This is a genomic window from Oceanobacillus sojae, assembly GCF_007991515.1.
GTDB classification, from domain to species: Bacteria; Bacillota; Bacilli; order Bacillales; family Amphibacillaceae; genus Oceanobacillus; species Oceanobacillus sojae.
Genome location: NZ_BJYM01000010.1, coordinates 174,853 through 199,988 on the forward strand (window position 1 = coordinate 174,853; position 25,136 = coordinate 199,988).

At 37.0% G+C, this 25,136-nt stretch carries 26 protein-coding genes and 1 tRNA gene; 16 read left to right on the top strand and 11 right to left on the bottom strand.

Going from position 1 to position 25,136, the window contains the following annotated elements; translation table 11 throughout:
* Positions 1-185 precede the first annotated feature (185 nt).
* Positions 186-1,103: an AEC family transporter gene (locus tag OSO01_RS13025; protein WP_147210875.1), complete on the bottom strand. Its 918-nt coding sequence runs from the start codon at positions 1,101-1,103 to the stop codon at positions 186-188.
* 311 nt (positions 1,104-1,414) lie between these two features.
* On the opposite strand from OSO01_RS13025, the gene OSO01_RS23405 reads away from it, so the two are divergent.
* The gene (locus OSO01_RS23405; RefSeq protein ID WP_186813664.1) at positions 1,415-1,588 is read left to right on the top strand and encodes a DUF6440 family protein; all 174 of its coding nucleotides are present in this window, start codon (positions 1,415-1,417) and stop codon (positions 1,586-1,588) included.
* A 206-nt stretch (positions 1,589-1,794) separates the two neighbouring features.
* Positions 1,795-2,265, top strand: a complete 471-nt coding sequence (locus OSO01_RS13030; RefSeq protein WP_147210876.1) for a peptide-methionine (S)-S-oxide reductase — start codon at positions 1,795-1,797, stop codon at positions 2,263-2,265.
* Between the two features lie 441 nt (positions 2,266-2,706).
* Here the strand turns inward: OSO01_RS13030 and OSO01_RS13035 are convergent.
* Positions 2,707-2,777, bottom strand: a tRNA-Ala gene (locus OSO01_RS13035).
* Between the two features lie 365 nt (positions 2,778-3,142).
* Between OSO01_RS13035 and OSO01_RS13040 the strand changes: the two genes are divergently transcribed.
* The 4 genes from OSO01_RS13040 to OSO01_RS13055 all read left to right on the top strand — a co-directional run bounded on the left by OSO01_RS13040 (position 3,143) and on the right by OSO01_RS13055 (position 6,617).
* Entirely contained in the window at positions 3,143-4,330 is a 1,188-nt protein-coding gene (locus OSO01_RS13040; protein WP_147210877.1) for a DUF4317 domain-containing protein, read from the top strand.
* A gap of 178 nt (positions 4,331-4,508) precedes the next feature.
* Entirely contained in the window at positions 4,509-4,943 is a 435-nt protein-coding gene (locus OSO01_RS13045; RefSeq protein ID WP_147210878.1) for a GNAT family N-acetyltransferase, read from the top strand.
* 42 nt (positions 4,944-4,985) lie between these two features.
* Positions 4,986-6,362 carry an MFS transporter gene (locus OSO01_RS13050; protein WP_147210879.1) on the top strand — a complete coding sequence of 459 codons (1,377 nt, stop codon included), beginning with the start codon at positions 4,986-4,988 and terminating at the stop codon, positions 6,360-6,362.
* 63 nt (positions 6,363-6,425) lie between these two features.
* Complete coding sequence (locus OSO01_RS13055; RefSeq protein WP_147210880.1) at positions 6,426-6,617, top strand: FMN-binding protein; 192 nt, start codon at positions 6,426-6,428, stop codon at positions 6,615-6,617.
* A 470-nt stretch (positions 6,618-7,087) separates the two neighbouring features.
* On the opposite strand, the gene OSO01_RS13065 is transcribed toward OSO01_RS13055, so the two are convergent.
* Together OSO01_RS13065 and OSO01_RS13070 are read right to left on the bottom strand one after the other, a co-directional pair.
* Positions 7,088-7,444 carry a hypothetical protein gene (locus OSO01_RS13065; protein ID WP_147210882.1) on the bottom strand — a complete coding sequence of 119 codons (357 nt, stop codon included), beginning with the start codon at positions 7,442-7,444 and terminating at the stop codon, positions 7,088-7,090.
* 300 nt (positions 7,445-7,744) lie between these two features.
* Positions 7,745-7,939, bottom strand: coding sequence for a hypothetical protein (locus tag OSO01_RS13070; protein WP_147210883.1), 195 nt, complete (start codon positions 7,937-7,939; stop codon positions 7,745-7,747).
* A 261-nt stretch (positions 7,940-8,200) separates the two neighbouring features.
* On the opposite strand from OSO01_RS13070, the gene OSO01_RS13075 reads away from it, so the two are divergent.
* The 8 genes from OSO01_RS13075 to OSO01_RS13105 all read left to right on the top strand — a co-directional run bounded on the left by OSO01_RS13075 (position 8,201) and on the right by OSO01_RS13105 (position 13,365).
* Complete coding sequence (locus tag OSO01_RS13075; protein WP_147210905.1) at positions 8,201-9,049, top strand: helix-turn-helix domain-containing protein; 849 nt, start codon at positions 8,201-8,203, stop codon at positions 9,047-9,049.
* A 102-nt stretch (positions 9,050-9,151) separates the two neighbouring features.
* Positions 9,152-9,805: a hypothetical protein gene (locus tag OSO01_RS13080; protein WP_147210884.1), complete on the top strand. Its 654-nt coding sequence runs from the start codon at positions 9,152-9,154 to the stop codon at positions 9,803-9,805.
* 71 nt (positions 9,806-9,876) lie between these two features.
* Entirely contained in the window at positions 9,877-10,146 is a 270-nt protein-coding gene (locus OSO01_RS13085) for a YhdT family protein (protein ID WP_147210885.1), read from the top strand.
* Between the two features lie 41 nt (positions 10,147-10,187).
* The gene (gene panF, locus OSO01_RS13090) at positions 10,188-11,621 is read left to right on the top strand and encodes a sodium/pantothenate symporter (protein WP_147210886.1); all 1,434 of its coding nucleotides are present in this window, start codon (positions 10,188-10,190) and stop codon (positions 11,619-11,621) included.
* A gap of 113 nt (positions 11,622-11,734) precedes the next feature.
* The gene (locus OSO01_RS13095) at positions 11,735-12,199 is read left to right on the top strand and encodes a hemerythrin domain-containing protein (protein WP_246145160.1); all 465 of its coding nucleotides are present in this window, start codon (positions 11,735-11,737) and stop codon (positions 12,197-12,199) included.
* Positions 12,200-12,416: 217 nt separating this feature from the next.
* Positions 12,417-12,752 (top strand): DUF5362 family protein, encoded by a 336-nt coding sequence (locus OSO01_RS13100; RefSeq protein WP_147210887.1) that lies wholly within the window; start codon positions 12,417-12,419, stop codon positions 12,750-12,752.
* A 124-nt stretch (positions 12,753-12,876) separates the two neighbouring features.
* Positions 12,877-12,999: a hypothetical protein gene (locus tag OSO01_RS23940; protein ID WP_281289850.1), complete on the top strand. Its 123-nt coding sequence runs from the start codon at positions 12,877-12,879 to the stop codon at positions 12,997-12,999.
* A gap of 24 nt (positions 13,000-13,023) precedes the next feature.
* A complete protein-coding gene (locus OSO01_RS13105) occupies positions 13,024-13,365 on the top strand; it encodes a GNAT family N-acetyltransferase (protein ID WP_281289852.1) in 342 nt (113 codons plus the stop codon).
* Between the two features lie 20 nt (positions 13,366-13,385).
* Here OSO01_RS13105 and OSO01_RS13110 read toward each other — a convergent pair whose 3' ends face one another.
* From OSO01_RS13110 to OSO01_RS13130, 5 genes are all read right to left on the bottom strand, one after another.
* Complete coding sequence (locus tag OSO01_RS13110; RefSeq protein ID WP_147210888.1) at positions 13,386-15,359, bottom strand: acetoacetate--CoA ligase; 1,974 nt, start codon at positions 15,357-15,359, stop codon at positions 13,386-13,388.
* A gap of 296 nt (positions 15,360-15,655) precedes the next feature.
* Positions 15,656-16,822 (bottom strand): conserved virulence factor C family protein, encoded by a 1,167-nt coding sequence (locus OSO01_RS13115; protein ID WP_147210889.1) that lies wholly within the window; start codon positions 16,820-16,822, stop codon positions 15,656-15,658.
* 176 nt (positions 16,823-16,998) lie between these two features.
* Complete coding sequence (locus OSO01_RS13120; protein ID WP_147210890.1) at positions 16,999-17,529, bottom strand: type 1 glutamine amidotransferase domain-containing protein; 531 nt, start codon at positions 17,527-17,529, stop codon at positions 16,999-17,001.
* Positions 17,530-17,679: 150 nt separating this feature from the next.
* On the bottom strand, positions 17,680-18,792 hold the full coding sequence (gene ald, locus OSO01_RS13125) for an alanine dehydrogenase (protein WP_147210891.1): 1,113 nt from the start codon (positions 18,790-18,792) through the stop codon (positions 17,680-17,682).
* A gap of 121 nt (positions 18,793-18,913) precedes the next feature.
* On the bottom strand, positions 18,914-20,161 hold the full coding sequence (locus OSO01_RS13130; protein WP_147210892.1) for a PucR family transcriptional regulator: 1,248 nt from the start codon (positions 20,159-20,161) through the stop codon (positions 18,914-18,916).
* A gap of 243 nt (positions 20,162-20,404) precedes the next feature.
* Here OSO01_RS13130 and OSO01_RS13135 point away from each other — a divergent pair, with 243 nt between their 5' ends.
* The gene (locus OSO01_RS13135; protein ID WP_371863301.1) at positions 20,405-21,499 is read left to right on the top strand and encodes a YkvI family membrane protein; all 1,095 of its coding nucleotides are present in this window, start codon (positions 20,405-20,407) and stop codon (positions 21,497-21,499) included.
* A gap of 148 nt (positions 21,500-21,647) precedes the next feature.
* Here OSO01_RS13135 and OSO01_RS13140 read toward each other — a convergent pair whose 3' ends face one another.
* On the bottom strand, positions 21,648-22,112 hold the full coding sequence (locus OSO01_RS13140) for a YueI family protein (RefSeq protein ID WP_147210894.1): 465 nt from the start codon (positions 22,110-22,112) through the stop codon (positions 21,648-21,650).
* 778 nt (positions 22,113-22,890) lie between these two features.
* Between OSO01_RS13140 and OSO01_RS13145 the strand changes: the two genes are divergently transcribed.
* Complete coding sequence (locus OSO01_RS13145; protein WP_147210907.1) at positions 22,891-23,832, top strand: MBL fold metallo-hydrolase; 942 nt, start codon at positions 22,891-22,893, stop codon at positions 23,830-23,832.
* A 276-nt stretch (positions 23,833-24,108) separates the two neighbouring features.
* On the opposite strand, the gene OSO01_RS13150 is transcribed toward OSO01_RS13145, so the two are convergent.
* A complete protein-coding gene (locus tag OSO01_RS13150; RefSeq protein ID WP_147210895.1) occupies positions 24,109-24,873 on the bottom strand; it encodes an exodeoxyribonuclease III in 765 nt (254 codons plus the stop codon).
* Positions 24,874-25,136 lie beyond the last annotated feature (263 nt).

Below are 25,136 nucleotides of genomic sequence, written 5' to 3' on the forward strand. Positions count from 1 at the left end.
ACGCGTGAAGAGGTTGAGTTATATTCACAGTTGGCAGCCTTTCGAATTAGATTGAAATAGAAGTTATTCAGGATAAAATAAGGTAATCAGACCTGCAGACCATCAGAAATAATTACAATTGTCATAATTAAAAAAGTGCCAAAAATCTATTATATCAAAGATTCTTGGCACTCAATCAAACTGGCTCAAAACAAAATATATGAAAAATAAATAACGACAGTTACGGTGATGATGCTTAAAAGTGTTGAAAACAAAACAATTTGTGCATGCAGTTCAGGCTTTATTTGATATTCCATAGCAATCGTTGATGTATTTCTGGAGGTAGGAAAAGAGCTTGCAATAAATAATGATTGTGCAACAACGCCATCGATGTTCAGCAGATATATAACAGCAAGCGCTAATAACGGTCCAACGAACAGCCTTCCAATTAAAGACCATGTGATGACTCTATGGAAAAAGTGAAGTTTAATGTTAGATAATTGTGCTCCCAGTAATAAGAGCGCTATGGCAACAAAACCATCCGCAAGCTGGTCAAGAGGTATCATGATAGAATTAGGAATTGGAATGGTAAAAGCTTGAAAGAGAATACCTAATATAAGCGCATGAAATACAGGCAGTCTTAAAAATGATTGAATAATACCTCCGATTGATTTGGTTGCTGATAATAAGTTATAGATTCCATAAGAATACGTTAAAAGATTCTGGAAAATTAAAATAAAAACCTGAATAGAAAAACCTAAGGGATTGTGGCTGAAAACTAATTGACTTACCGGCAAGCCGTAATTACCGGAGTTCATTAACGAAATACTATTCTTTAGGGCTGCACTTTCGCCTTTATCTAATTTTAATATTTTTGAAATAATATTACTGACGACAATAAGGGCTAAACTATAAAGTATCAGATAGTATATTATTTGGAAAAACAAATTTATTTGAATGCTAATATTATAGATGTTCACAAATACAGCAGCCGGCATCAAGCAATAAGTAATCAATGTAGACAGCTGCTTCAGACTAAATTGGAATTTTCTTTGTAATACTGCGCCGGTCAAGGTTAATATCAATATTGGAAATATCACGTCTAATAGAATATAAATAAACATTTCAAACCTCAATCTAAATTTTTCATTGCTGGATTATAAAATTTACTAAATATGGAGATATGTAATTTAAAGATGATTTTATCTTATCATAGCAAGAAAAATAAGGAAAATATCAAAAAGTTATCTTTTTAAATAAGAAAAACTTATATAAATGAATAGAATTGCGAGATAAATAAAAGAATCTTTACAAGCTTCCTTATAATGATTATTCAAACAATCTAAGGAAGGGAAATAATTTTTGTATGTTAAAATAAGATTAAAGTAAAGCCGTTTCAAAATTTAATCAGAAAAAACTAATGAGGGGTGTAATAATGGCAGACAATCGTTTTGAAGAAGTTTATACTCAGGGAAAGATGAAGGTTACCAAGGTGATTCGGGATAATGAGACGGGTGTACTGTACATACTGCATCAAGAAGGTTATGGAGCAGGGCTGACTGTTATGGTTGACCAGGATGGAAAGCCTTTAGTGGACAAGAATTTTTAAAGATTAAATTTGAAATACAACCGGGAGAGGTTATGAAAAAAACAGGGTAGCATGCAGAGTTTTAAAATGCTATCCTGTTTTTATTAGTAATTAGGATAAGTGAGAAGGTATCATTCGTTGAATATGAATCAATTTAGTAACTACAGCTTTATAATTACTTAGAATTTAATTTTGAGTGTTATTTAAACGCAAAGAGGAGAGTCAATATGGAAGTAGTCTACTTTGCAGGTGGATGTTTATGGGGAGTGCAGGCTTTTATAAAAACGTTACCTGGAGTTACATTTACAGAAGCGGGAAGAGCTAATGGAACAAGTCATACGCTTGAAGGTGAGTATGATGGGTACGTCGAATGTGTAAAAACAGAATTTGATCCGACGGTTGTAACGATGAAGGAATTCATGGAATATTTATTTGAAATCATTGACCCGTACAGTTTGAATAAACAAGGGCAGGATGTTGGTGAAAAATATAGAACAGGTGTATATAGTGAAAATCCGGAGCATTTAAAAGAAGCAAAGGAGTTCCTTGAGAATAGAGATGATTATGAGCGTATTATGGTTGAAGTATTGCCGCTTACCAATTATGTAAGAAGCGCTGAGGAGCATCAAGACAGGTTAGCCAGATATCCTAATGATTATTGTCATATTCCAGAGGGAATATTAAATAAATATAAATAAGGGAGACATTAAATATTTCCTGCATTAGAGAAAGATAAATTAGTATTGCGCAAATTAACCGGAAAGGAACCTCTGGCATTATTGAGACAATTGGCTTCAATGCCTGGCCTACAAAATATAAACGAACTGAAAGCTAAAGAAGTCTAATTGTTTGAAAGGGGGATATCATGAAGCCTTCGATAAAATCGCTAAAAAGATATTTAATCGGTAACATAGTAGTCTTACGATTTTAACAATAGTGTACTACATTAATTATCAAAATAATGATTCCTCTATATTTTCTGTAGTAAATTTTACTCTAGTAATTGGAATTACTATATTGATTGCTTCCATCATTTCATATATTTCAATAAAAATATATGAAAAAAAGAAGTTCATTAAAAAACACGCTTCTCATTCTAAATTAGAATAAGCAAGCGTGTTTTTATGTATTACCGGTAGTGGAGCCTACGGGAATCGAACCCGTATTATTTGACTGCCAGTCAAACGTAATCCCATTATACCAAGGCCCCGAAATATTTTAATGGTGTATTAGAAATCAAGCGAACAATAATATTATATACTTTTCGCAGAATTGTATCAAGATTTTTGTTATGAAATCTGAGACTAAAATGGAGCACTAAATGATAAAAAGAAATGCCAGACTACCAAAATAGTAAGTTATAATATTAAATGCTTGTTAACAAAAAAACGAATTAAAAGGGATTCAATCATCGGAATCTATATTAATCCAGTTTTCTTTTGCTTAAAAATCTCACTTAAGTAAAAGTACATCTTCCACTGAACCCAGCATTGTTTTATGATAAAATGGATAGATACTGCTGAGAATCTAACAGCAAAAGTGATAAGCCGATTAAGAATCAGAGGAGAATCCATTTTGAATAAAAAAGATATTGCAGATATAAAAAAACAATTCAAAGTAAATAATGATTTATTAAAAATCCAGGATATTTTTAATGTATATATTATGAAGGAATCAAGTGAAATCTATCATTACGAAAGTACACCGTTTGAACTGCTGGAGGATGAGCAGAAGGACTTGTTTATGGCGAATTTTAAAAAGGTGCTGACAGGCCAGTTAGATCAGAAATTATTCGAGCTTAAGTTTCAGCGTGATGTGGAAGATAGCAGTCAGCTCATACTTCATAAGGCAATGCTCTCAGGAGATACAGAGGAATGGAAGGAGCAGATGCTGGAGCTGGTAGCGAAAATGCTGAAGGATAAGCAATATGAGATGGATATTGTAGTTACATTTATCCACGGGGAATACGCAAAGCCTGCGAAACGGAGTAATGAAGAATCGGAAGAAAGCAGCCGGGACAGAGTTTATTCAAGTCCTTTTATTTTATGCAGCATCAACAAAACGATGGACCCGAAAAAAGAGCTGCTTTTCGATTATGTGGAGAAGGAGTTTAAATACCATTTTGTCGTGGATCCGGTAATTAATTTAAAAGCGCCGATTGGCGGTTTCTTATTCCCATCCTTTACTGGCGGTGCGGCAGATGTGAATCATGTGCTTTATTCCGCCTCTAAACCATATGAGCTGGATTATCATCTTATCGAAGAAGTTCTGAATGCTGAGGAAGCAATGACAGCAGAGGATGATAAGATTGTATTCGAAGAGATTGTAAAGGATGTTGCGGGGGATCAAATTAATACGACAACACTGGCGAATGTATATGATGAGATTCAGCGTGTTGTGGAAGAAAATGAAGAGCCTGATACACCAAAACTCGATTATCGGGATGTAGAAAAGGTATTAACCAGCAGCGGTGTGCAGGATATTGATCCAGAAAAGGTAGAGTCTGCTTTTAAAAAAGTAATTGATGATGAAAAATATGAGCTCAAGGCAACGAGTGTGGTACCGAAATACACCTCGAAGTCCATTAAAATTAAAACAAAAGTTGCTGATATTAAAGTATGCCCCCAGGATCTACGCTATGTGCGCCAGACAACGCTTGACGGCAAGCTCTGTTTAATGATTGAAGTGGAAGAGAATACCGTGATTGAAGGCTTTGAAATGATTCCGGAAGCAATCTTCAACAGGGTAGAAGATAAAGAATAAAGAGCAACGTTCTTATTATAAAAAGGAAGTGGTCTCTTAGTCAAAATTAGACTGAGAGGCTTTTTCAAAGCTTTTAAATCAAATAATCTATTATTGTTGCATTTACAACAATAATAGATTGCCTTATAATGATAGCTACTATATTATTTAATAAAAATGAATCTGGAAAGGGCACAGTATGACATATAAAATAGTAACAGAAGAGCAGGATTTACAGAAAGTTTTTGAAATTAGAAAAGAAATCTTTGTTAAGGAGCAGGAAGTGGCAGAGGAAGAGGAGTTTGATGAATTTGACTCGCTGGATGCTGACTGCGATCATATTTTAGTATATTACGACAATAAGCCTGTAGGAGTAGGAAGAATTAGAGCAGTAGAGGGAGTAGGGAAGCTAGAGAGGATCTGTATTTTGAAGCCCTATCGTAAATATGGTCTTGGGAAGACTATCGTAAAGTCCTTAGAGGAAATCGCTTTAGAAAAAGGTCTGACTCAGGCAAAGCTGCATGGACAGTCGCATGCGGAAGGATTTTACCATAAGCTCGGGTATGAAACTGCTTCGGATGAATTTATGGAAGACGGGATTCCACATTATTTGATGATAAAACAATTCAACTGAATTTCACCTGGAATACAAGGTCAGAAGAAATGAGGAGGAGAAATGGGAAATAAATTAGAAAATAAAGGCGTTATTATTGTGACACTGGCTACCGCATTTTTGTTAACATTTTGCCAGTTTCTATTAATCACGTCTTATCCGACAATTATGAGAGAATTTCAGGTTAACGCAACCGAGGTTCAATGGCTGACGACTATTTACTTATTAACAACGATTGTATTTATTCCGCTGACCGGGTATTTGTCCAATCGATTCTCAACAAAGGCTCTTTTAATTTTTGCCCTTATTTGTATGGCAGCGGGCCTTGTTGTAGGGGCGCTCTCACAAAGCTTCATACAATTAATTCTTGCGAGGGCAATGCAGGCAGTTGGAACAGGTGTTATATTACCTGTTATCCAAACGATTTTAATTACCGTATTCCCTAAAGAAAGACGGGGATTTGCTCTGGGATTGTTAGGCGGAGTAGTCAATGTAGCACCGGCGAGTGCGCCATCATTGACGGGAATGATTATTGATGTCTTCCAATGGCGTATACTCCATTGGTTTATGCTGCCATTAGTTCTTATTCTGCTGATTATGGCCATTTTCTATATGAAAGATGTTTTGAAAAAGCAGGCAGCGCGTTTGGACATTCTCTCTGTTATTCTGTCAGCAGGGGCTTTTTCTTTGTTTATTTTTAGTATTAGTAATATTAGTATCGCCGGGCTGAATCTGATGTTAGTTATCTTACCATTTTTAATCAGTGTCATTCTTTTATATCTTTTTGTCAGACGGCAATTAGCGATTCAAATCCCGGTACTCAATGTCCGCTTATTTCAAAACAGGACTTTCTTGTTAACGGTAGTGCTTATTTTTATGAATATGATGCTGTTACTATCAGCAGAAACGATCTTGCCGATGTTTGCGCAGAATGTATTGGAAACCAGTGCCTTTTTATCTGGCTTTTTATTAGTCCCGGGTACGGTTCTTCTTTGTATCGTATCTGTTATTTCAGGAAATTTATATGATCGGTATGGTGGAAGAATGTTAGCTGTTATCGGCTTTTCCTCTACATTACTTTCCCTCGTACTTATGGTAACTCTGCATATTGACAGTTCTCCATTCCTGATAATGATTTATTTTTGCTTTTTTATGACAGGGTTTGGTTTGACACTGATGCCTTTAGTTTCTGTCAGTGTCGATGTATTAGATGAGAAGGAAATGGCACATAATTCTGCCATTATCAATACAGTGCGGCAATTGGGAATGGCTTTTGGCGTTGTTATATTAACCACTGTTATCAGTGTGACCACTTCTATGATGGATGTCCCGGAGCAAGTAGGAACATATTGGGGCACAACATATGCATTTATTATTATGGCTGTGCTGGCCTTGCTTGGAGTTTTGTTGTCGATGCGCATTCAAGAGAAAACACAATAGTGGAGTGTTGTTTAAGAAGCATCAATGAGGAGCTTGCGATTACATAGGATAAATGGTTATTGAATGTGGGCAATTGCATTATTGGGAAAGCAGAGTGAGATTCTTGATAAGCCGGATGATCTGGATACCGTTTTAAAAGAAAAAGTCAATGATCTGGAGAAGAATCCGGGTGCTGTTTCTCCTGCCTGGACACAGTACCGGGTCGTTGCCAAGGAAGCAGAATTCTGGCAGGCAGCAGAAAGCATGCCCGGTTAAAATATCAATTAATAAATGGAGTATGGGAAAAATATTTATTATGGCCTTGAAATTTGGTGAAAAGAAGCGCTAAACAACAGTGTTTCTTTTTTTTTGGTTAAATGTTACCCTTACCCGAAAAAATAATACAAGATTTAAGAGAATTTATTTTACCTAAAGTAATTAAAAGAATATATAAAACACTGACCGGCACTGTAGTTCGTTACAGTAAGTCTGAAAAGACCGAATCCGCATATATCGTGGTGGAAAAATATGGATATTGCGATTTAAAAATCTCTATAAGAAATCATCCAATTTACACTACTGTAGATAAGGTTTTTTATATGACAGATTATACTGGATTTACGAACTTAGAGGAATCCATTATAGATTATGTAACTACTTTTGATTGGGAAACGAAAAAACAAAAATATAATTGAACTTACAAAAACTACTATAGATAATAATGATTTTTTCATTTGTATCCCCTTTCAATTGTTTTCTAATAGGTACATATTTTTCAAGGTATATTTCCGACCATTCAGACTTTTCAAACCATTTTCCTTAATAACATCTACGTGGTAATATTCGTTCACTTTAATAGAATCCCATCCTCTATTAAAAGATACACGATTGGAATTTTCATCAATAAATTCAAAATTACTATCAATTTCTACAGTAACTGTTTCTCCCCAATCAATAATTTGAAAAGTGAGAAAATAACTTGCGTCAGTATTTTGCACCTCTAAAATTTTAACTAGACCGATATATTCCTTTTTCACACTATAAAATAGTAAAAAGCTTACTATAACAAGTAAAATACTTATTACTAAAATTATCTTTTTCATAGTGTCCCACCTTAACAATCAATTTCATTACATTTAATGACTTTAAAATATACTATAGTACCCTCTCCTTTCCAATTTAGAACCAATTCTACCATAAATAACTATTAAAACAACCCCCACACTAAAAAATATTCAAAAAAGTTTATTTTTACAAACGCAATAATAAACTATTAATCTTAAAGAACAGGGGGAAGGAACAATTCAATTGAAAATAAAATAAGATAAGGTTTCACCTTTATCTCAATAAACTTCCACGACAGAATTGTCTTCTTTTATTTGGAAGTACCTTACTTCGCCGTCTCAATGTTCGAATACAATTTCACCGGAAAAATGAGCTACTAAAAAGTAGTAAAATACCTGTTCATCTTCTTCACCAGGATCTAGTAAAAAATAACCTTGTGAAAAATCTTGCTCTGGATTAATACTTCTTTCGTCAAAAATCCATTCCCAATTGCCACCGTCAGGTCTAATATCATCATGCACTATTTCTACCATTGGAGCCTGTCTAGGTATGGCTGCAATGCCATGGAAATGATGAAGTCCCCGGACTACACCATTGATGAATTTAAATAATAGGAATGAAGTTGAATTTCATTGTATGGATTGTAATAACACAGTGTTTGAATGATATCAGGAAGAAAAAAACAATCATTTCGCAAGATATATCAAAAAGTTGATAGAGGGTTTTGATATTCTATAAATAAAGGAGGGGAGCTTACGTTGAATAACTATGAATTCGTTATAAAACAAACCATTATGTATATTGAGGAGCATCTGCATGAGCCTCTTACATTGGAGTATATTGCTTGGCAATCAAGCTTTTCGAAATTCCACTTCCATCGAATATTTCAATCATCGGTAGGTATGACGATTACTGAATACATTCGGATGCGGAGGTTAGCAAATGCTTCTGTCGCCTTACTCTATTCAAACGAACGAATTCTTGACATTGCATTATACTATCAATTTGAATCACAAGAATCCTTTACAAGAGCATTTAAAAAAATATACAAGTTACCCCCCGGTCAATATCGCAGGCTGATGTCTGACGTGATAAAAAATAAGGAGGAATCGTACATGGAAACAAAAATAAAAGGTTGGTTTCTGAGTGGGTCAGATCCGTTTAGTTATGAAATGGGAGTTGATCATGAGATTGTTCACCAAGGAAAGGCATCTGGTTATTTGAAATCCAAAACAGTACTTGATTCAACGAATTTTGCAACGATGATGCAGGCTTTTAAGGCCAATCAGTTTGTCGACAAACGTATTCGGCTTTCATGTTTTATCCGTACAAAAGATGTAGAAACATATGCTGGGATGTGGATGCGGGTGGATGACACAATGGAAGATGTTGTTCAATTTGATAATATGAGTAATCGCCCTATTAAGGGAACTACAAACTGGAATCGCTATTCTATTGTTTTAGATGTACCTGAAAAAAGCGCTGTTATTTCGTTTGGTATCATTTTATCTGGCCAAGGAACGGTGTGGTCAGATCAATTTACCTTTGAAGAAGTAGATGAAAATACTCCGGCAACGAATCTGGAGATACAGGGTGAGCTGCAGGATAAACCAGTAAACCTGTCGTTTGAAGATGAAATATGATGGAAGCCTGAATTTAATACAGCTTCATTTGAGTTTTAGTAAGGAGTATTACAGCATATCGAGAAGGGATGATCGATGTAATAAAAAGTGGAGGTGAATGAAATGTTAGGTGAGTTATTGAACGTTATTAAATTCTTGCTCGAAATATTTAAAGGGAATGTACCAATAATGCAGTTATACATAATGGTGGGGGTTTTATTGCTGGCAGTTGTTTGTGAAATTATATATGAAATGAAAAATGGGAAACATCGTTTATGGTATCTAATAATAGAACGCACCTTTCTAAATATAGTAGGTCTGTTATTCTATATAAGCTTTTATATGTTTGGTTTAAAAACTTTACTAAATATTTGGCCTTCCTTGATTTTAAATAATTCTATCGAAGCAGTAAGCTGGCTGGCAATAAACTCCTACATGAGTTTTGTTCTATTGATTCCTCTTGGGGTATATACAGTTAAGAGCAGAAACTTCAAATTTAAAGTATTTGGAGTCAGCTCTCATTTAATTCTTACCGGAGTTATTATTACGCTGGTTAATCGCTATTTTGCATTCAATATTGATTTTCCGGTACTATTAGGGATTTTGAATACCCTTGTTAATTCAGGGTTAACATTTTTTCTTATTAAATTTGGATACAATAATGAAGAAAGGCAGAATATACACGAAAATTATACAAGGCGACTTCTTCTTGATAGAAAGTCGTCTTTCTTCTTAAGGGGTATAAAGAAAATTTCCTTCATTCCTATTTACTGTTAATTAGTTTACAGTGAATAGAAAGTTGATTATAGTAAAAAAGAAAATAATCTATTCTGGATAGGAGCTTCTTTATGGAAAGAAAAGAATGGACGGATAAACGCTACAAAACTGCTAACCGTGAAGCTTGGCTGGGCGTAGGTCTTGTTATTTTTAATTTTATCTGGTGGTTTGGTTTTGCCTATGGGCTCGGGAATAAATCCCCGGAATCCTATAATTATATATTAGGCTTCCCAGCTTGGTTTTTCTTCAGCTGTATTCTTGGATTTATTGTGATGATGATTTTAACAATCCTTGTTGTTAAGTTCTTTTTTAAAGATATATCCTTAGAAGAGGAAGAGTAGATAAAAGACATTATATCTTATATACCAAAAGGAGTTCACTCATGAATTGGGAAGCAGTTTTACCATTATTTATCTTTATTAGCCTTGTTTTTATAGTGGGTATTTGGGCAGGTAAATTTGTCAGCCGCTCTGACTCGTTTTTACAGGAATATTTTCTTGGCGGAAGAAGTCTCGGCGGATTTATTTTGGCAATGACACTGGTAACTACATATGGAAGTGCGAGCAGCTTCCTGAGCGGGCCGGGAACAGCTTATAATGAAGGGCTTGGCTGGGTATTGTTATCCATGACACAGCTGGCCACAGGATATTTTGTACTGATGGTGCTAGGGAAACGGTTCGCTATCGTTACAAGGAAGTACAAGGCGGTTACGATTGTTGATTTTTTAAAGGAAAGATATCAGTCAAAATGGGTTGTACTTCTTTCGGCAGCCAGTATTTTGATTTTCCTGTTCTCAGCGATGTCTGCACAATGGATTGGCGGTGCACGCCTGGTTCAATCATTGACCGGAATACCTTATTTTACAGCTTTATGTATTTTTTCGTTTGCTGTTTTAGTATATGTTGTCGTTGGCGGATTTCGGGCAGTAGCTATTACAGATGGAATTCAGGGGATTATTATGTTTCTGGGCACGCTTGTTTTACTAGTTGCAGTTATTATTGCAGGTGGCGGCGTATCTCAGATTATGAGTGATCTGGCTGCAGAGAACCCCAATCTTCTTACGCCATTTGGTTCAGATGGAAGCCTGACGCCTGCTTATGTCTCTTCCTTTTGGGTATTAGTCGGAGTCGGAGTCGTTGCTCTGCCGCAGATTGCTGTCCGTGCCATGTCCTATAAAAATGCAAAGGCGCTGCATCGCGGTATTATTATCAGTACCTTTGTTGTCGGTTTTATTATGCTGAATATGCATTTAATCGGTGTGTTTGGCAGGACAGTACTTCCAGGGATTGAAATAGGCGATACAGTTATGCCAGAGCTAGCGCAGGCCGTTTTACCAGGCTGGGCAGCAGGAATTGTTTTGGCTGCTCCGATGGCAGCGATTATGACAACAGTTAACTCGCTGCTGTTAATGGTAAGTTCCACAATTGTAAAAGATGTCTATTTAAATTATGTCCGTCCAGATGCAGGTGATAAAACCATTCGCAGATGGAGTATGAGTGCTACCGCGTTAATAGGAATCATTGTTGTTTTCATGTCGCTGCAGCCGCCAGATTTAATTATCTGGCTGAATTTATTCTCCATGGGCGGTCTGGAGGCTGCTTTTATCTGGCCGATTATTCTCGGGCTTTATTGGAGGAGAGGTACAAAGCACGGAGCCATTGCTTCGATGCTCACCGGTGTCATCAGCTATATTATCTTTGAAACTTTTTATCCACAGCCATTTGGAATGCATTCTGTTGTAACATCTATGCTTTTGGCTTTAGCTGCATATATTTCAGGAAGCGTATTATCTGAAAAAGAAATCATAAAAAAGTGAAATAGTATAAAAGCAGATAGTCTTTGGTTTATACTAAAAAAAAGGGCAAAAAAAGGGCTTTTCTCTATTTTAACCGGGAGAAGCTGATCAGAAAGTGTCGGAGGTGTTTTATTGTGAAAAAGCAGAGGCATGATGGTTTGAAACCATTATCACATCACCATCATCATGCGTTAGTACAAGCGATGGAATTAAAGCAGGCCGGTACAGAAAAGACAGATAAATCATTAGGACAATTTATTCGGGGTCTTATTGATTATTGGGAAAAGGATGCTGTTCATCATTTTCGGGATGAAGAAGAAGTTTTGCTGCCCCTTTATGATGTATTTGCTGAAAAACCAGATACTGAATTAATGAAAGAAATGCTTTATCAGCATCTACAAATTCGCGGACTCATTTATGCTATACGAGAAAACAAGGAAGATCCATATGAAAAGATGAATCGTCTTGGTGAGCTTTTAGAGAACAATGTTCGTTTTGAGGAAAGAGAGATATTTCCAATAATAGAGGAAGCTGTTCCGGATAAATATCTGCATCAAGTATACGGAAAATTCCATCGTGATTCTTATAGCGGTTTTTAAATAATTGAAGAAATGCTGATTGTGGGAAGTTTATCCCTTAATCAGCATTTTTATCTGATGGTTCCCTTTTTATCCTGTCGGGCAGAACAGGAATCACAAATTTTAATCTTTAGAACGTGATAAGTGGTAAATAAATCAAATAATGAACTGGAAAATGTTTAACTAATCGATAGAAGGTGAATATAGTACTAAAGTCGTTAACAGGAGAGGAATTTTTATGGAGTATTTAGAAAGGGACAATTTAAAAAGAATAGCAAAATGGGGGAAATTAGTTGGTGTGACATCCATTATATTCAGCTCATTATCTATTATTGTAAGTTTCTTTGGGAGCCTCGGCGGAATTATCGGTGGTGTGACGGGAATTATAACGGGTTATCTCTTTTATCAGACAGGTGTGGAAGCTTCCAATATTATATCTTCAGATGATTTAACAGCAGGTAACGTGAATGAGCTGTTAAATAAGTACGGGAATTTATTATTAATCATGGGGATTTTAACAATTATTTCATTAGTATTGATTATCCCGTCAATTATTATATTACTATCCATGTGATAAAAAAGAGAATAAGGTATTTCGCTGACTCGATTAAAAATGCTGATGGAAGGGCAGACCGCCCTCCATCAGCTGTAATTCTATATGAGTCAGCAATATAGTTGCGGGTGAGGGAGAGGTTTTTGTGAGTGAAATACATATAAAGACTTTTCCGCAAGAAGATATAGCGGAGATTGTTGACTTGTTTTACGCTACAGTAGAGGAAGTAAATCGAGCAGATTACAGTGAGGAGGAAATTGCCGCCTAGGCTCCTGCAGAAGAGAAAGAGAATATATTAAAGGAATGGGGAGCTTCTCTATTGAAAAATCAAACCTTCGTCGCAAAAATAAAGGAGCAGATTGTCGGTTTTGCTGACATTCGAGCTGACGGTTATTTAGACCGCCTGTATGTACATAAGGATAAACAGCGTTTAGGAATTGCTTCCGTTTTATTAATAGAGACAGAGAAGTGGGCAAGGAAGAAAGAAATTACGCTTATTTGGACTTTCTCAAGCATTACAGCAAGGGGATTTTTTGAAAGGTATGGCTTTGAATTAATTGAAGAAGAAAATGTAGAGAGAAAGGGCGTTTTATTAACCCGGTTTAAAATGAAAAAAATGCTGATTGAAGAGTAAGCCTCCTCAATCAGCATTTTTTATATTTTCTTAGCTAAGTCGATAAAATAATCCAGGCTGTCAGGGTTAATCAGAGAGCCTTTATTAATAACTGTCGCAGCATCCTGTCCCATCAGGATTTTTTTAACGGGAATTTCAACTTTCTTTCCATTCAGGGTTTGCGGAAGCTCTTCTACCCTGTAAATATGTGTAGGAACATGTCTTGGCGAGCAATGTGTACGCAGCTGCTGCTTAATTTCCTGTTCCAAGCTTTCGGTAAGCTCTTCTCCATCTTTGAGAACAACAAATAATGGAGTAATGGAATCACCATTTCCTTGAGGAAGGTCAACCATTAAACTGTTCTCAACTGCTGTAACTTGGTCTGCAGCACGGTAAATTTCACTCGTTCCAATTCGGATGCCGCCACGGTTAATAGTAGCATCAGATCTTCCGTAAATAATAGCGGTATTTCTATCTGTTAATTTTATATAGTCTCCATGACACCAAACTCCTGGAAAAGTATCAAAGTAACTATGGTACATTCGAAATCCGGATTCATCATTCCAGAAATAAATTGGCATACTTGGAAATGGAGCAGTCAGAACAAGCTCACCAATCTCATTTGTTAAAGCATTGCCATCCTCATCAAAGCTTTCAATTTTCGCTCCCAAACCTGCACATTGAATTTCACCGGCATATACTGGCAGAATAGGAGAGCCAAGCAAAAAGGCTGTACATACATCTGTACCTCCACTTACAGAAGATAGCCAAATATCATTCTTTACATGTGTATAGCACCACTCGAATCCTTCTGGGGAAAGCGGAGAGCCTGTTGAACTGATATTTCTCAAATGGGATAAATCAAAATTATTCTTCGGCATCATATTTTCATTCATACAAGCAGTTATAAAGCTGGCGCTGGTACCAAATACATTCATTTTTGTCTGTTCTGCAAGCCGCCATAAAACCTGTTTATCCGGATAAGCCGGGCTCCCGTCATAAAGAATAATGGAAGCTCCGGTTAATAATCCGCCAACAAGAAAATTCCACATCATCCAGCCAGTTGTTGTAAACCAGAAGAAGCGTGAACCCGCGCTTAAATCCATATGCAGATGGACCGCCTTTAAATGCTCCAATAAAATTCCGCCCTGGCTATGTACAATGGGTTTCGGTTTACCTGTTGTTCCAGAAGAATATAATATCCAAAGCGGATCATTAAAGGCAACAGGTGTATAAGTCATTTCCAGCTTTTCTTGACAGCCTGTTGCATCCTCCCAGGAAATTGGATGGACACAGGTGCTGAAATCGGCCTGATTATTTAGATAAGGAATAGTTATCGTCGTTTTTAAGGAAGGAAGTGCAGATTGCAGCTTTCTGACAACATCTAATCTATTAAACTTCCTGCCATTATAAGAATAACCGTCGACAGTAATCATTGCTTTTGGCTCAATTTGCTGGAAGCGTTCCATCACACTTTGTGTCCCAAAGTCAGGAGAGGCGCTGGACCAAACAGCACCCAGGCTTGCAGTTGCCAGGAAAGCAACGACAGTTTCATAGATATTTGGTGCATAGCAGGCAACACGATCTCCTTTTTGAATCCCTTGTTTTTCCAGTGTATTTTGAAGCGCAGCAGTATCCTGGTAAAGTTTTTCCCAGGAAACTTCCTGCCGCTGCCGTTTTTCTGATGTATGAATAATAGCCGGGCTATCTAGCGATTTATTTCGGAATACATGCTCTGTATAGTTGATGGTTGCTTCAGGAAACCATTTTGTGCCGATGATCTGCTTGCTTGAACGAACGTTTTGATACGACTCGTGCGACTGGATTTTAAAATATTCCCAAATGGATTCCCAAAATGTATCAAAGTCCTCCACAGACCATTTCCATAAAGTATGGTAATCTTTCGTTTGAATTTGTTTATATTCTTGTAACCAAGTACGATAAGAAGTGATATTTGCCTGTTCCACTTGTGTTTTACTTGGTTCAAAAAGCAAAGTACCCTCTTTTGTATCCATTTATAAAGTCCCCCTTCAAGTACTTCGATACTCTTATTATAAGAAAACGCTTTCTATACGTAAAGAAATTGGAAAGGAAAATATATGTTTTCAGAGGTCACACCAAGGTACAAAATGGTATTTTCTTCATTTACAGTAACTACTGAAAGAGTTGGAATGAAGTACAACGCGTGTGAGAATATATATTAATAATATGTATGGCTGATGTGATGTATTTCTAGATTTATTCATTTTAACTTTTCAATCCAACGATAGAAAAAGCTAATTCAGAAGCAGTTGCTCTGAATTAGCTTCCATCAGTCTTTGAAAATGTCTGTTTTTGATCTTGTTGCCTGTGTCATTTGATGCCAAACAGAGCCTTTTGCCTGTTTGCCGCCTTCAATACGCTCCAGGGCTAATTTTATCTGCATACGGACCTCAAATTCGGGTTCATCATCAGCAGCTTCTTGAAGAGCAGGGACGGCAGATGCATCTCCGACTTCATATAAAAACATTGCTCCACGCCAACGGACAATTCGGCTCTTATCTTTTAATGTTTCCTTCATATTTGGAATAGCCTCTGTAAAACCTAAGTCAGAAATACAATCTCCGGCAGTTCTCCGGACATTGACGGCTTTATCAGCTAATGCTTTATATAGTAATGGCAACGCAGCTTTATCCTCCAGCATTCCTAAATAAGCTGTTGCCAGTCTGCGGATAGATGCTTTTTCATCGTGGACAGCTTTTTCCAAAAGGGCAAGATCGTCCAATGTCGGGTCTAAACGGTCCAGCGCAGCATAGCGTTCACGCCAATCAGGATTATCCAGTTTTTCAATCGGAACATGCTGATAATAGTTTGTTGTGTTGCCTGCACTTTCATCATTTTGCAAAGCCATTTGTACAAGGGTATCCAAGCGGTCCTGGTCATAGCTTGCTTTTAGCTCCTCTACAACATCATATCCTATTTCTTCCAGACTTCCATAGCGTGGATGCTGTTCTTCCCATTTCCGATCCAGAATGATATTGTCAGAGGCAGTGGAAGCCTCCATTACTGCATTGGAAAAGCGCTCTGGCAGCCCGAAGCGTTCTTCTCTATCTCCTTCTTCCAGCTTTACCTGCATAGGAATTCCTAAAAACATCTGAATGAAAACATGAACTTCTCCAAATGCTTCAGAAGGAGCCTGCGGAGCATTAGATAGTTCATCCTGCTGATCGAACGCTTCCTCTGTTCCCAATACGTTTCGGACTTGAGGCAGTAGTTCTTCCCAGGGTGTTTTTGGATTCCTTGCTAAAGCAATAAAATCAATAACACGATAGATATTTTTAACCCCTTCCAGAGCAAAAAGCTCCTGCACATATTCCGGTGCATGAGCTAAATCGTCCTTGTCACTGTAATTATACGTTTCGTCAGGGGGTAAAGTCTCACTCACATTGATTTTCATAGAATGTGGGCTGGGTGTTGGTTCTATAGAAACAATTCTCATATAAAAACTCCCTTAAGTGGATTTTTACAAAGTCTAATAAAAATGACACTGCGAATTTCTTCGTTAGCTAGCTTTTCCGCTGGGGTTGCGATTACTCGCCCCATGAAAAGAGCTGCTCAAAGCTGCGCTGCCTCAAACTTCTTGATCCTTTTTATCAAACTTTATAAACACTTATTTTAACGGCTGTATTCTTCCATCACTTTGATTAATTCACGTAAATAATCTGGTAGATCAGGCGGTCTTCTGCTTGAAACAAGGTGCCCATCAGAAACAACCGGCTCATTAACCCAGGTTGCACCAGCATTGGTCATATCGTCTTTAATTCCCGGTGTACTGGTTACAGTTTTGCCTTCTAAAATATTTGCAGAGATTAATACCCATCCGGCATGACAAATTTGTCCGATAGGCTTTTTATTATCATTCATGTGCTTAACGAAGCTGATAACTTCAGGGAAACGGCGAAGTTTATCTGGAGCCCATCCTCCAGGAACCAGAATTGCATCATAATCTTCTGGATTCACTTCTGAAAAAGCGTAATCAGATTCAGCAGGAACACCATACTTTCCTATATATTTTTGATTAGCAGCCTGTCCGACTAAATCTACTCTGGCACCTTCTTCACGCAGACGGTGAACGGGATACCATAGTTCTAAATCTTCAAAATCATGATCGACAAGTGCAATAACTTTTTGATTTTGTAAACGCAAAATAATCCCTCCATTCTGTATAAGGTAAGTGTAACAGAATGGTATGGAAATGACGATTAGAAAGGCTTCTATACTATAATCCAGTTGGAACGCTGAAAAGCCACCAGCTCTTTTATAAGGAGTGATGACTTTTTAGATTTATTGTATTTTTTATAAAATATCTTTTACTGCAACATATTCATAATTTAAATCATTTGCAACAGCTTCATTTGTTACATGACCATTCATTACATTCACACCGCTGGCGATAGGTGCGCTGTTTTGAATGGCGTTCTCTACACCCTGTTTCGCAATATTAACAGCATAAGGAACAGTTACATTTGTCAGGCCGACTGTTGCAGTACGCGGAACAGCTCCGGGAATATTTGCAACGGCATAATGCAGGACATCATGCTTCACATAAATTGGGTCTTCATGAGTTGTCGGATGGTCAACTGTTTCAAAGTTACCGCCCTGATCAATTGCCACATCGACAATGACACTGCCCGGCTGCATGGATTGAATCATTTCTTCTGTTACAAGCTTTGGTGCTCTTCTGCCCGGAATTAGTACTGAGCCAATAACAAGGTCAGAATCTTTCACAGCTTCCCCGATATTTAATGGATTTGACATTAATGTTTGAATGCTTGAGCCGAAAATCTCTTCTAATTCGCGAAGACGCTGCGGATTTAAATCAATAATCGTTACATCAGCTCCAAGGCCGATAGCTACCCTTGCCGCATTTGTGCCAACGACACCGCCGCCGATAACCGTTACTTTTCCTCGTTTTACTCCAGGAATTCCACCAAGTAAAATGCCTTTTCCGCCTTCTGATTTCTCTAAATACTGTGCGCCGATCTGTGTAGCCATACGACCGGCTACCTCACTCATTGGTGTGAGAAGCGGAAGTGACCTGCCTACAACGATGGTTTCATAGGCAATAGCTGTTACCTCTTTTTCTACCAGCTCTTCTGTTAGTCTCTTGTCAGCAGCCAGATGAAGATAGGTGAACAATACTAATCCTTTCCGGAAATAGCGATACTCTGATTCAAGCGGTTCTTTTACCTTCATAATCATATCAGAACGATCCCACACGTCCTTGGCCTCTGCAATAATTTCTGCTCCGGCCTGCTTATATTCATCATCTGTAAAGCCGCTCCCTAAGCCGGCTTCTTTTTCAATAAGGATGGTTTGGCCGGATTGTACAAGGTTAACCACTCCAGCTGGTGTCATAGCAACACGGTTTTCATTATTTTTTATCTCTTTAGGAACCCCGATAATCATGTTTACTCGCCCCTTTGTTTATTGTTTATACTTATTATGTTAACGCTTTCTTTGTGGAAAAACATTATGAAAATAAATGAATTGGGCCAATAGCGTTTGTGTATTTACACAAACGGTACTGTTATTCTAGTTTATCAGCTAATAATTCTAAATAAACCGCTATTTTTTGATGCGGATTTTTTAAATCAAGCTTACTAATCTCATGAATCCTTTTTAAACGGTAATTCATAGTGTTTGGGTGGATAAACAAAGCTTTTGCTGTCTGAAGTACGTTAGAATCATACTCTAAATATGCTTCTAAAGTGTATAATAAGTTACTTTGCTGGCGCTCATCATACTTACGGAGCCGTTGAATGTATTTATTAGTATGATGCCGTTTTTGGCGATGTTCCTTTAATATGTCTACCCACTGAAATATGCCTAAATCTTCGTACAGAAAACAAGAAGACAGCTTATCCGGGAATTGCTTTTGTAAGGAAAGAGTCTGGAGTGCTTCTTCATAGGCCTGTGTCATATCTTTAGCTGAATGATAAATTTGACTTGCTGCGCCGTGCATGGAGGTCAGCTTCAGCTGTATACTTATTTTTTCCTGAAGCTGACTAATAAATTGATAAATCTTATCTGATGTATCGTCATCTTTCCATAAGCGAACTAATAGAATAAAATCCTGATCATCAAACAAACGAAAAATCGTATTGACCTGCATGACTGTTTCTGAAAGGTAGTAAGCATGTTTTTCAATTTGCGGTGTAATCTCATCTTCAAAACGGAAGACAACAATAGCCAAGCCGTCCTGCAATTTTATATTGAATTGTTTTTCATAGGATTGAATGGTGCTTGCGCTGACAAAGTCTGCTGTTAACAGCTGCCAGAAAAAATCTTTATAGGCTTGTTCTGTATTTCTCCTGCCAGGCAGCTTTTGCAGTATAAATTTTTTCACTTGACGGACAGCTTCTTTTAAGATTTCCAAATCATCTGCAGAATATTCCTTTTCTCCTGTGTGCGCCCAAATAAATCCTAATATTTCGTTCTGCTTCCAGATGGAAATGGCTATCCGGTTTCCTAGTCCAATTTCTTTAATTTCAGGTATAATGACAGGCTGATTACTGTCAATAAGCTTAGGCATTGCTCCGTTTTTCCATAATCCATTGATTACCTTATCAGGAACTTTCCGATTCATAATGGTACTTATTCTCGCTTCATCAATATTTTCAGTATGCTTACTATATGCTAGAACATGATGATTGGCATCCTCAATCGTAATTGGACATGCCAACACTTCGCTAATCATATCGGCGAGTGCATCTAAATCAGAAAAAGGCTGTCGAAGAGTTAATAGTTTATTAGTGCTTATGTTAGAATAATTCATAAAACGCACTCCTTTATAAGAGAAGCATTAATATTGATATGAAAAGCCTGCTTACATTATTTTTAATTAATTGAATAATTTGTATACTTGCTTTTTATTGTTAAAAAAACTATCATTTTTCATAAGCAGTCTTTTTGTATACTAAAAAATATATCTATCTCTATTTTAGTATATACATAGAAAGATTTCATCAAATACTTGTGTGACGAAAAAAGGAACAATAGGAGGAAGAACATGAAAAGAATAATGAAAATCTTTGTAATTGCAAGCGCATTCATAGGTGTGATTGTAGGGGCAGGTTTTGCTTCCGGACAGGAGGTGCTGCAGTATTTTACCAGCTTTGGAACATTAGGTATTCTGGCTGCCTTTGTTTCAACCGTGCTTTTTGCATATGTTGGTATGATGCTCGTCTGGCTGGGAAGCAGATCCCAGACATCCTCCTATAATGAAGTAATTTATAAGATCAGTCATTTTAAGTTTATCGAAAAGCTCACCCGTTTTAACCTTATTGGTGTGATTGTAGATGCTGTGCTTGTATTTACTTTATTTGGCGTAGGCGTCGTGATGATTGCAGGAGCTGGAGCAAATCTTAACCAGCAATTTGGATTGCCTCATGTTGTTGGCGCTGTCCTGATGGCAGTATTGGTGCTGCTGACGGGGATGTTAAAAGTAGATAAAGTTGTTGCTGTAATCAGCAGTATTACACCTTTCTTAATTTTATTTGTTATTTTTATTTCCATTTACAGCTTTTTTACGATGGATGGGTCGCTTGCAGAGTTAAATAGTACTGCAAAAAGTCATGGACCGAATTTTCCGAATTGGTTTGTAGCAGGCTTGAACTATGCTACCTTTAATACATCAGTTGGTGCAGCTATGTCTATTGTTATGGGAAGTGCAGAAAAGGATAGAAAAACAGCTGCAATTGGCGGATTAGTAGGGGGACTAGGATTAGGTGTCTTAATTCTGCTTAGTTATTTCGCGATTTTTGCTAAAATTGAAGAGGTTGGTAATTTCGAAATGCCGATGTTGGGCATTGTAAATAATGTCTCACCATTTTTAGGCATTATCATGGCGATTGTTCTATTTGGAATGATTTTTAATACTGCAATTAGTATGTTCTTTGCCTTTGTTGCCAGGTTTGCAGAAGTAGAAACGAAGAAATTTAACATTATTTTAGTTATAACTCTTGTAGCAGGATTTATCCTCAGTTTTGTCGGCTTTACAGATTTAGTTTCTAAATTTTATTCACTGATCGGCTACATGGGACTGGCATTGATTGTCGTATTGATTATCACACCGTTCCGAATGAAAAATATTGATTTTGATAACAAAAAATGAATCATATAATTTGAAATAGTAAGGAATATAAAGTGAAGATAAGTGCCGGCCATCTGGGAATTAGTTTAAATAATCTAAATTCCGATGACTGGCACTTTTTAGCATTTGTTTTATCCATACTGTTTTTATAATAGACCTAAAAATAGTACTAATGGAATAAATTTTTGAGCTTTGAAACGAATCCTTTTGGTGGATTACTGTTTTTTTCTTCTTCTTCTTTTTCATTTGGAGCTGATATGTCTTCTATATCCTTGAGGTAAATATGCTCTATATCTACAGCATAAGAGTATGTGAGTACTAAACCAATCTCTGTATCATTTTCCTGATTACTTACAGTTGTATGAGAAATGGAAAAACGGTCGGCGAGTGACTTTTCTTCTTTTAAAAATTGGTATGAAATATTCCCATTCAACAGCAGCTTTGCCTTTGGATGCTGCTTTAATTGACGCTCTAATTCCACAAGGCCTTTATTAGACATAACCTCTCCAATTGTTAAAACAAAAGCGATACGCTCACGCAATGTTCCAAGATATTTTTTCCGTTCACTTTCATTGGGCAGGCGTGTTCCATACATTCCTTCTTGAAGGTAATCATCCACATTCTTTTTACTCATTTTGTTTCATCCTTTTAATCCATTTTCAATTTACTGTTATATTTTGTACCAGTAAATATTATATTATCTATTCTCCATCTAATGTACCCTATTGTTGAATATCAAGCAAAGAAAATCATTCAAATTTCCTATTTTGGTTTTAACTCAAAATCAAGTGCAAGAAATAATTACTCAATTTTCGCACCTGAGAATTAGCATCTATACCTTCCTATTCCAGGATGAACATGTATCCTGCTTGCATTTTGTTAAATCATCCTTCTATTTGAAATGGAGATTGTGTATAGCTCCTGTAACCAATCACTACAAATTCTGACGTACAAACGTTTCTGACGAGGGAAGTAATCCCCAGGAGGCCTGAAATTTTAGTCTGCCATGAGGACGCTTCAGCTAACTTGAAAAGAAAACCGTTTTTCAAGTGGATATTCAGATCGCCCTGTTCCCATAAGAGTCTAACTGGCTGATCTGCGCTCAGTTAGGCTCTTACACCGAATGAAAGTAATCGTGACGGGACATTTTTATATGCACCATGAAAAATATGTTCTTTACTGGTCTAATTTCCATTTGCTCCGTTATCTTCTTTCTAGATAGAGTTTATGCTTTGTCAAGAGATAGAAGGAACAATCAACACCTGTCTCTATGATAAGCAAGTTTTTTAGGTGAGAAATTTAAGTAATTAGAATGCAATATACAAAATCATACGGAGAGTTTCTGAAAAGATGTTAAAATAAGTTTATGTTATAGTAGAAAAATTTTGTAGAAATGGGGGATTACTATGAATCTGCATTCCAGAAAGCCAATAAAACTTCATCATGGTATTTCACTTATCGATGGATTTGATTTTGGTGTAAGCGGAAGAACCGGATCATATATCATTGAAGGAGATGAGCTTACCATTATTGAAACAGGTCCAAGCCCTGCTGTACCATATATTAAGAAAGGGCTAGAAGAGCTGGGGTATTCATTAGCTGATGTGAAGCATATTATTGTGACACATGTTCATTTAGACCATGCAGGCGGAGCGGGACGTTTATTAGCTTTATGCCCTAACGCTGTTTTATACGTTCATCCGAGAGGGAAAAGGCATCTGGTTGACCCTAAGAAATTAGCAGCTGGAGCACGGGCGATTTATGGAGAGCGTTTTTCCGAGCTATACGATCCGATTGTCACGGCCGAGGAAGAAAGAATTGTGGAAAAAACAGAAGGAGATAGTTTACAAATTGGGGAAGAGCGGGTATTAGAATTTTGGGACACACCGGGGCATGCCAGACATCATCTGAGCATCTATGATCCATTGAGTAACGGCATGTTTACGGGAGATACAGCTGGAATCCAATATGAACAATTATTTCCGCATGGAGTGAACTTCTTTTTACCATCTACTTCTCCAAACCACTTTGATCCGGCAGCAATGAAGCAATCTTTGCAAAGATTCCGTGAAAAACAATTGGATTATATCTATTTTGGACATTTTGGAGAAACTGATTTAGTAGAAGAAGCCTTGAAGCAGGCAGAGACATGGCTGGATATATTTGTTAAAGAAGCAGAAGGTGCGGTTGCTGAAGGACAGGGCTATGATGAGATTGCTAAACGTTTGTTGAAATATGTGCAATCCGAGCTTAGTGAGCAGGGGATTCAAGATGAGCATGAAGTTTATCAGATGATTAATGTAGATTTACAATTAAGCGCACTTGGCATGGTTGATTATTTGCAAAAGAAATAAAAGACATGTGGAGGAGCTTCTTCCATAAATGTTTACATACCAGCTGAAAATGGACGAATATATCTTCTGAATAAAAAAGAAGAAGAGGAGGCAGCTAAGGTACTTCCTTTTCTTCTTTTATGAAAGAGAGGCCACCGGGGAATGCGAAAAAAAATAAGAATTATTACTATATTTTTGTTTGGTTTAATTATTGGGCTTTTTTTTATCCCCGAATTATTTCGGGCGTTTGACATCCAGTTTTTTAAATTCTTTGATTAAACCAATGTCTGTATAGATTTAATTTTCCTCCAGATTCATTTCCAAGCATACTGGACAATGATCGCTGCCAAGGGTATATCGATAAACCTCTAAGTTTTTCAGATATTTTTCTAATTGACTGGAAACAATAAAATAATCAATACGCCATCCAATATTTCTTTCGCGGATTGTTTTCATATAAGACCACCAAGTGAAAATGTCATCGCGTTCTGGATAGAAATAGCGTAACGTATCTGTGAATCCATTGGCTAAGATGCGTGTCATTTTATCACGCTCCTCCTGAGTAAATCCTGAGTTGCCATGATTCGTTTTATCATTTTTTAAATCGATTTCCTGATGCGCTACATTTAAATCTCCACAATAAATTACAGGCTTTTCAGCATCTAGCTCCTTCAAATAATCAAATATCCTGTCTTCCCATTCCAGACGTTCTTCAAGCCTGGTTAAATCCCGTTTTGAGTTTGGTGTATAGACATTGACAAGGTAAAATTCAGGGTACTCTAATGTAATTATCCTCCCCTCCGGCTCTGTCTCTCCCTCTTGAAAACCGTAGGAAACACGCAACGGTTTATGCTTTGTGAAAATAGCCGTTCCAGAGTAACCTTTTCGTTGTGCGTAATTCCAATATTGATAATAATCTTCTAAATCCAATTCAATTTGGCCTGCCTGCACCTTTGTTTCCTGTAAACAGAAAAAATCTGCATCTATTTCATGAAAGAAATCCAAGAAACCTTTGCGGACACAGGCGCGGATTCCATTGACATTCCATGTAACTAGCTTCATCTAAAATACTTCCTTCCTGCTTAATATCATACTGTTAGTAATTCTATCATATCCGCTTGAAAAAGGAATTTCTTTTGTATCAGCTGTTTTTGCAAGAGATGTATTATTAACTCAACTTTCACACCTTAAAAAATAACAAGCTTATCATAGAGACTGGAGTTGATCATTCTTTCCATCTATCCCTTGACAAAGCATAAACTCTATATAGAAAAAAGGTAATGCGTAAGGCACCGCTGCGGCGGACCGTTTTGCTTTCCTAGAGG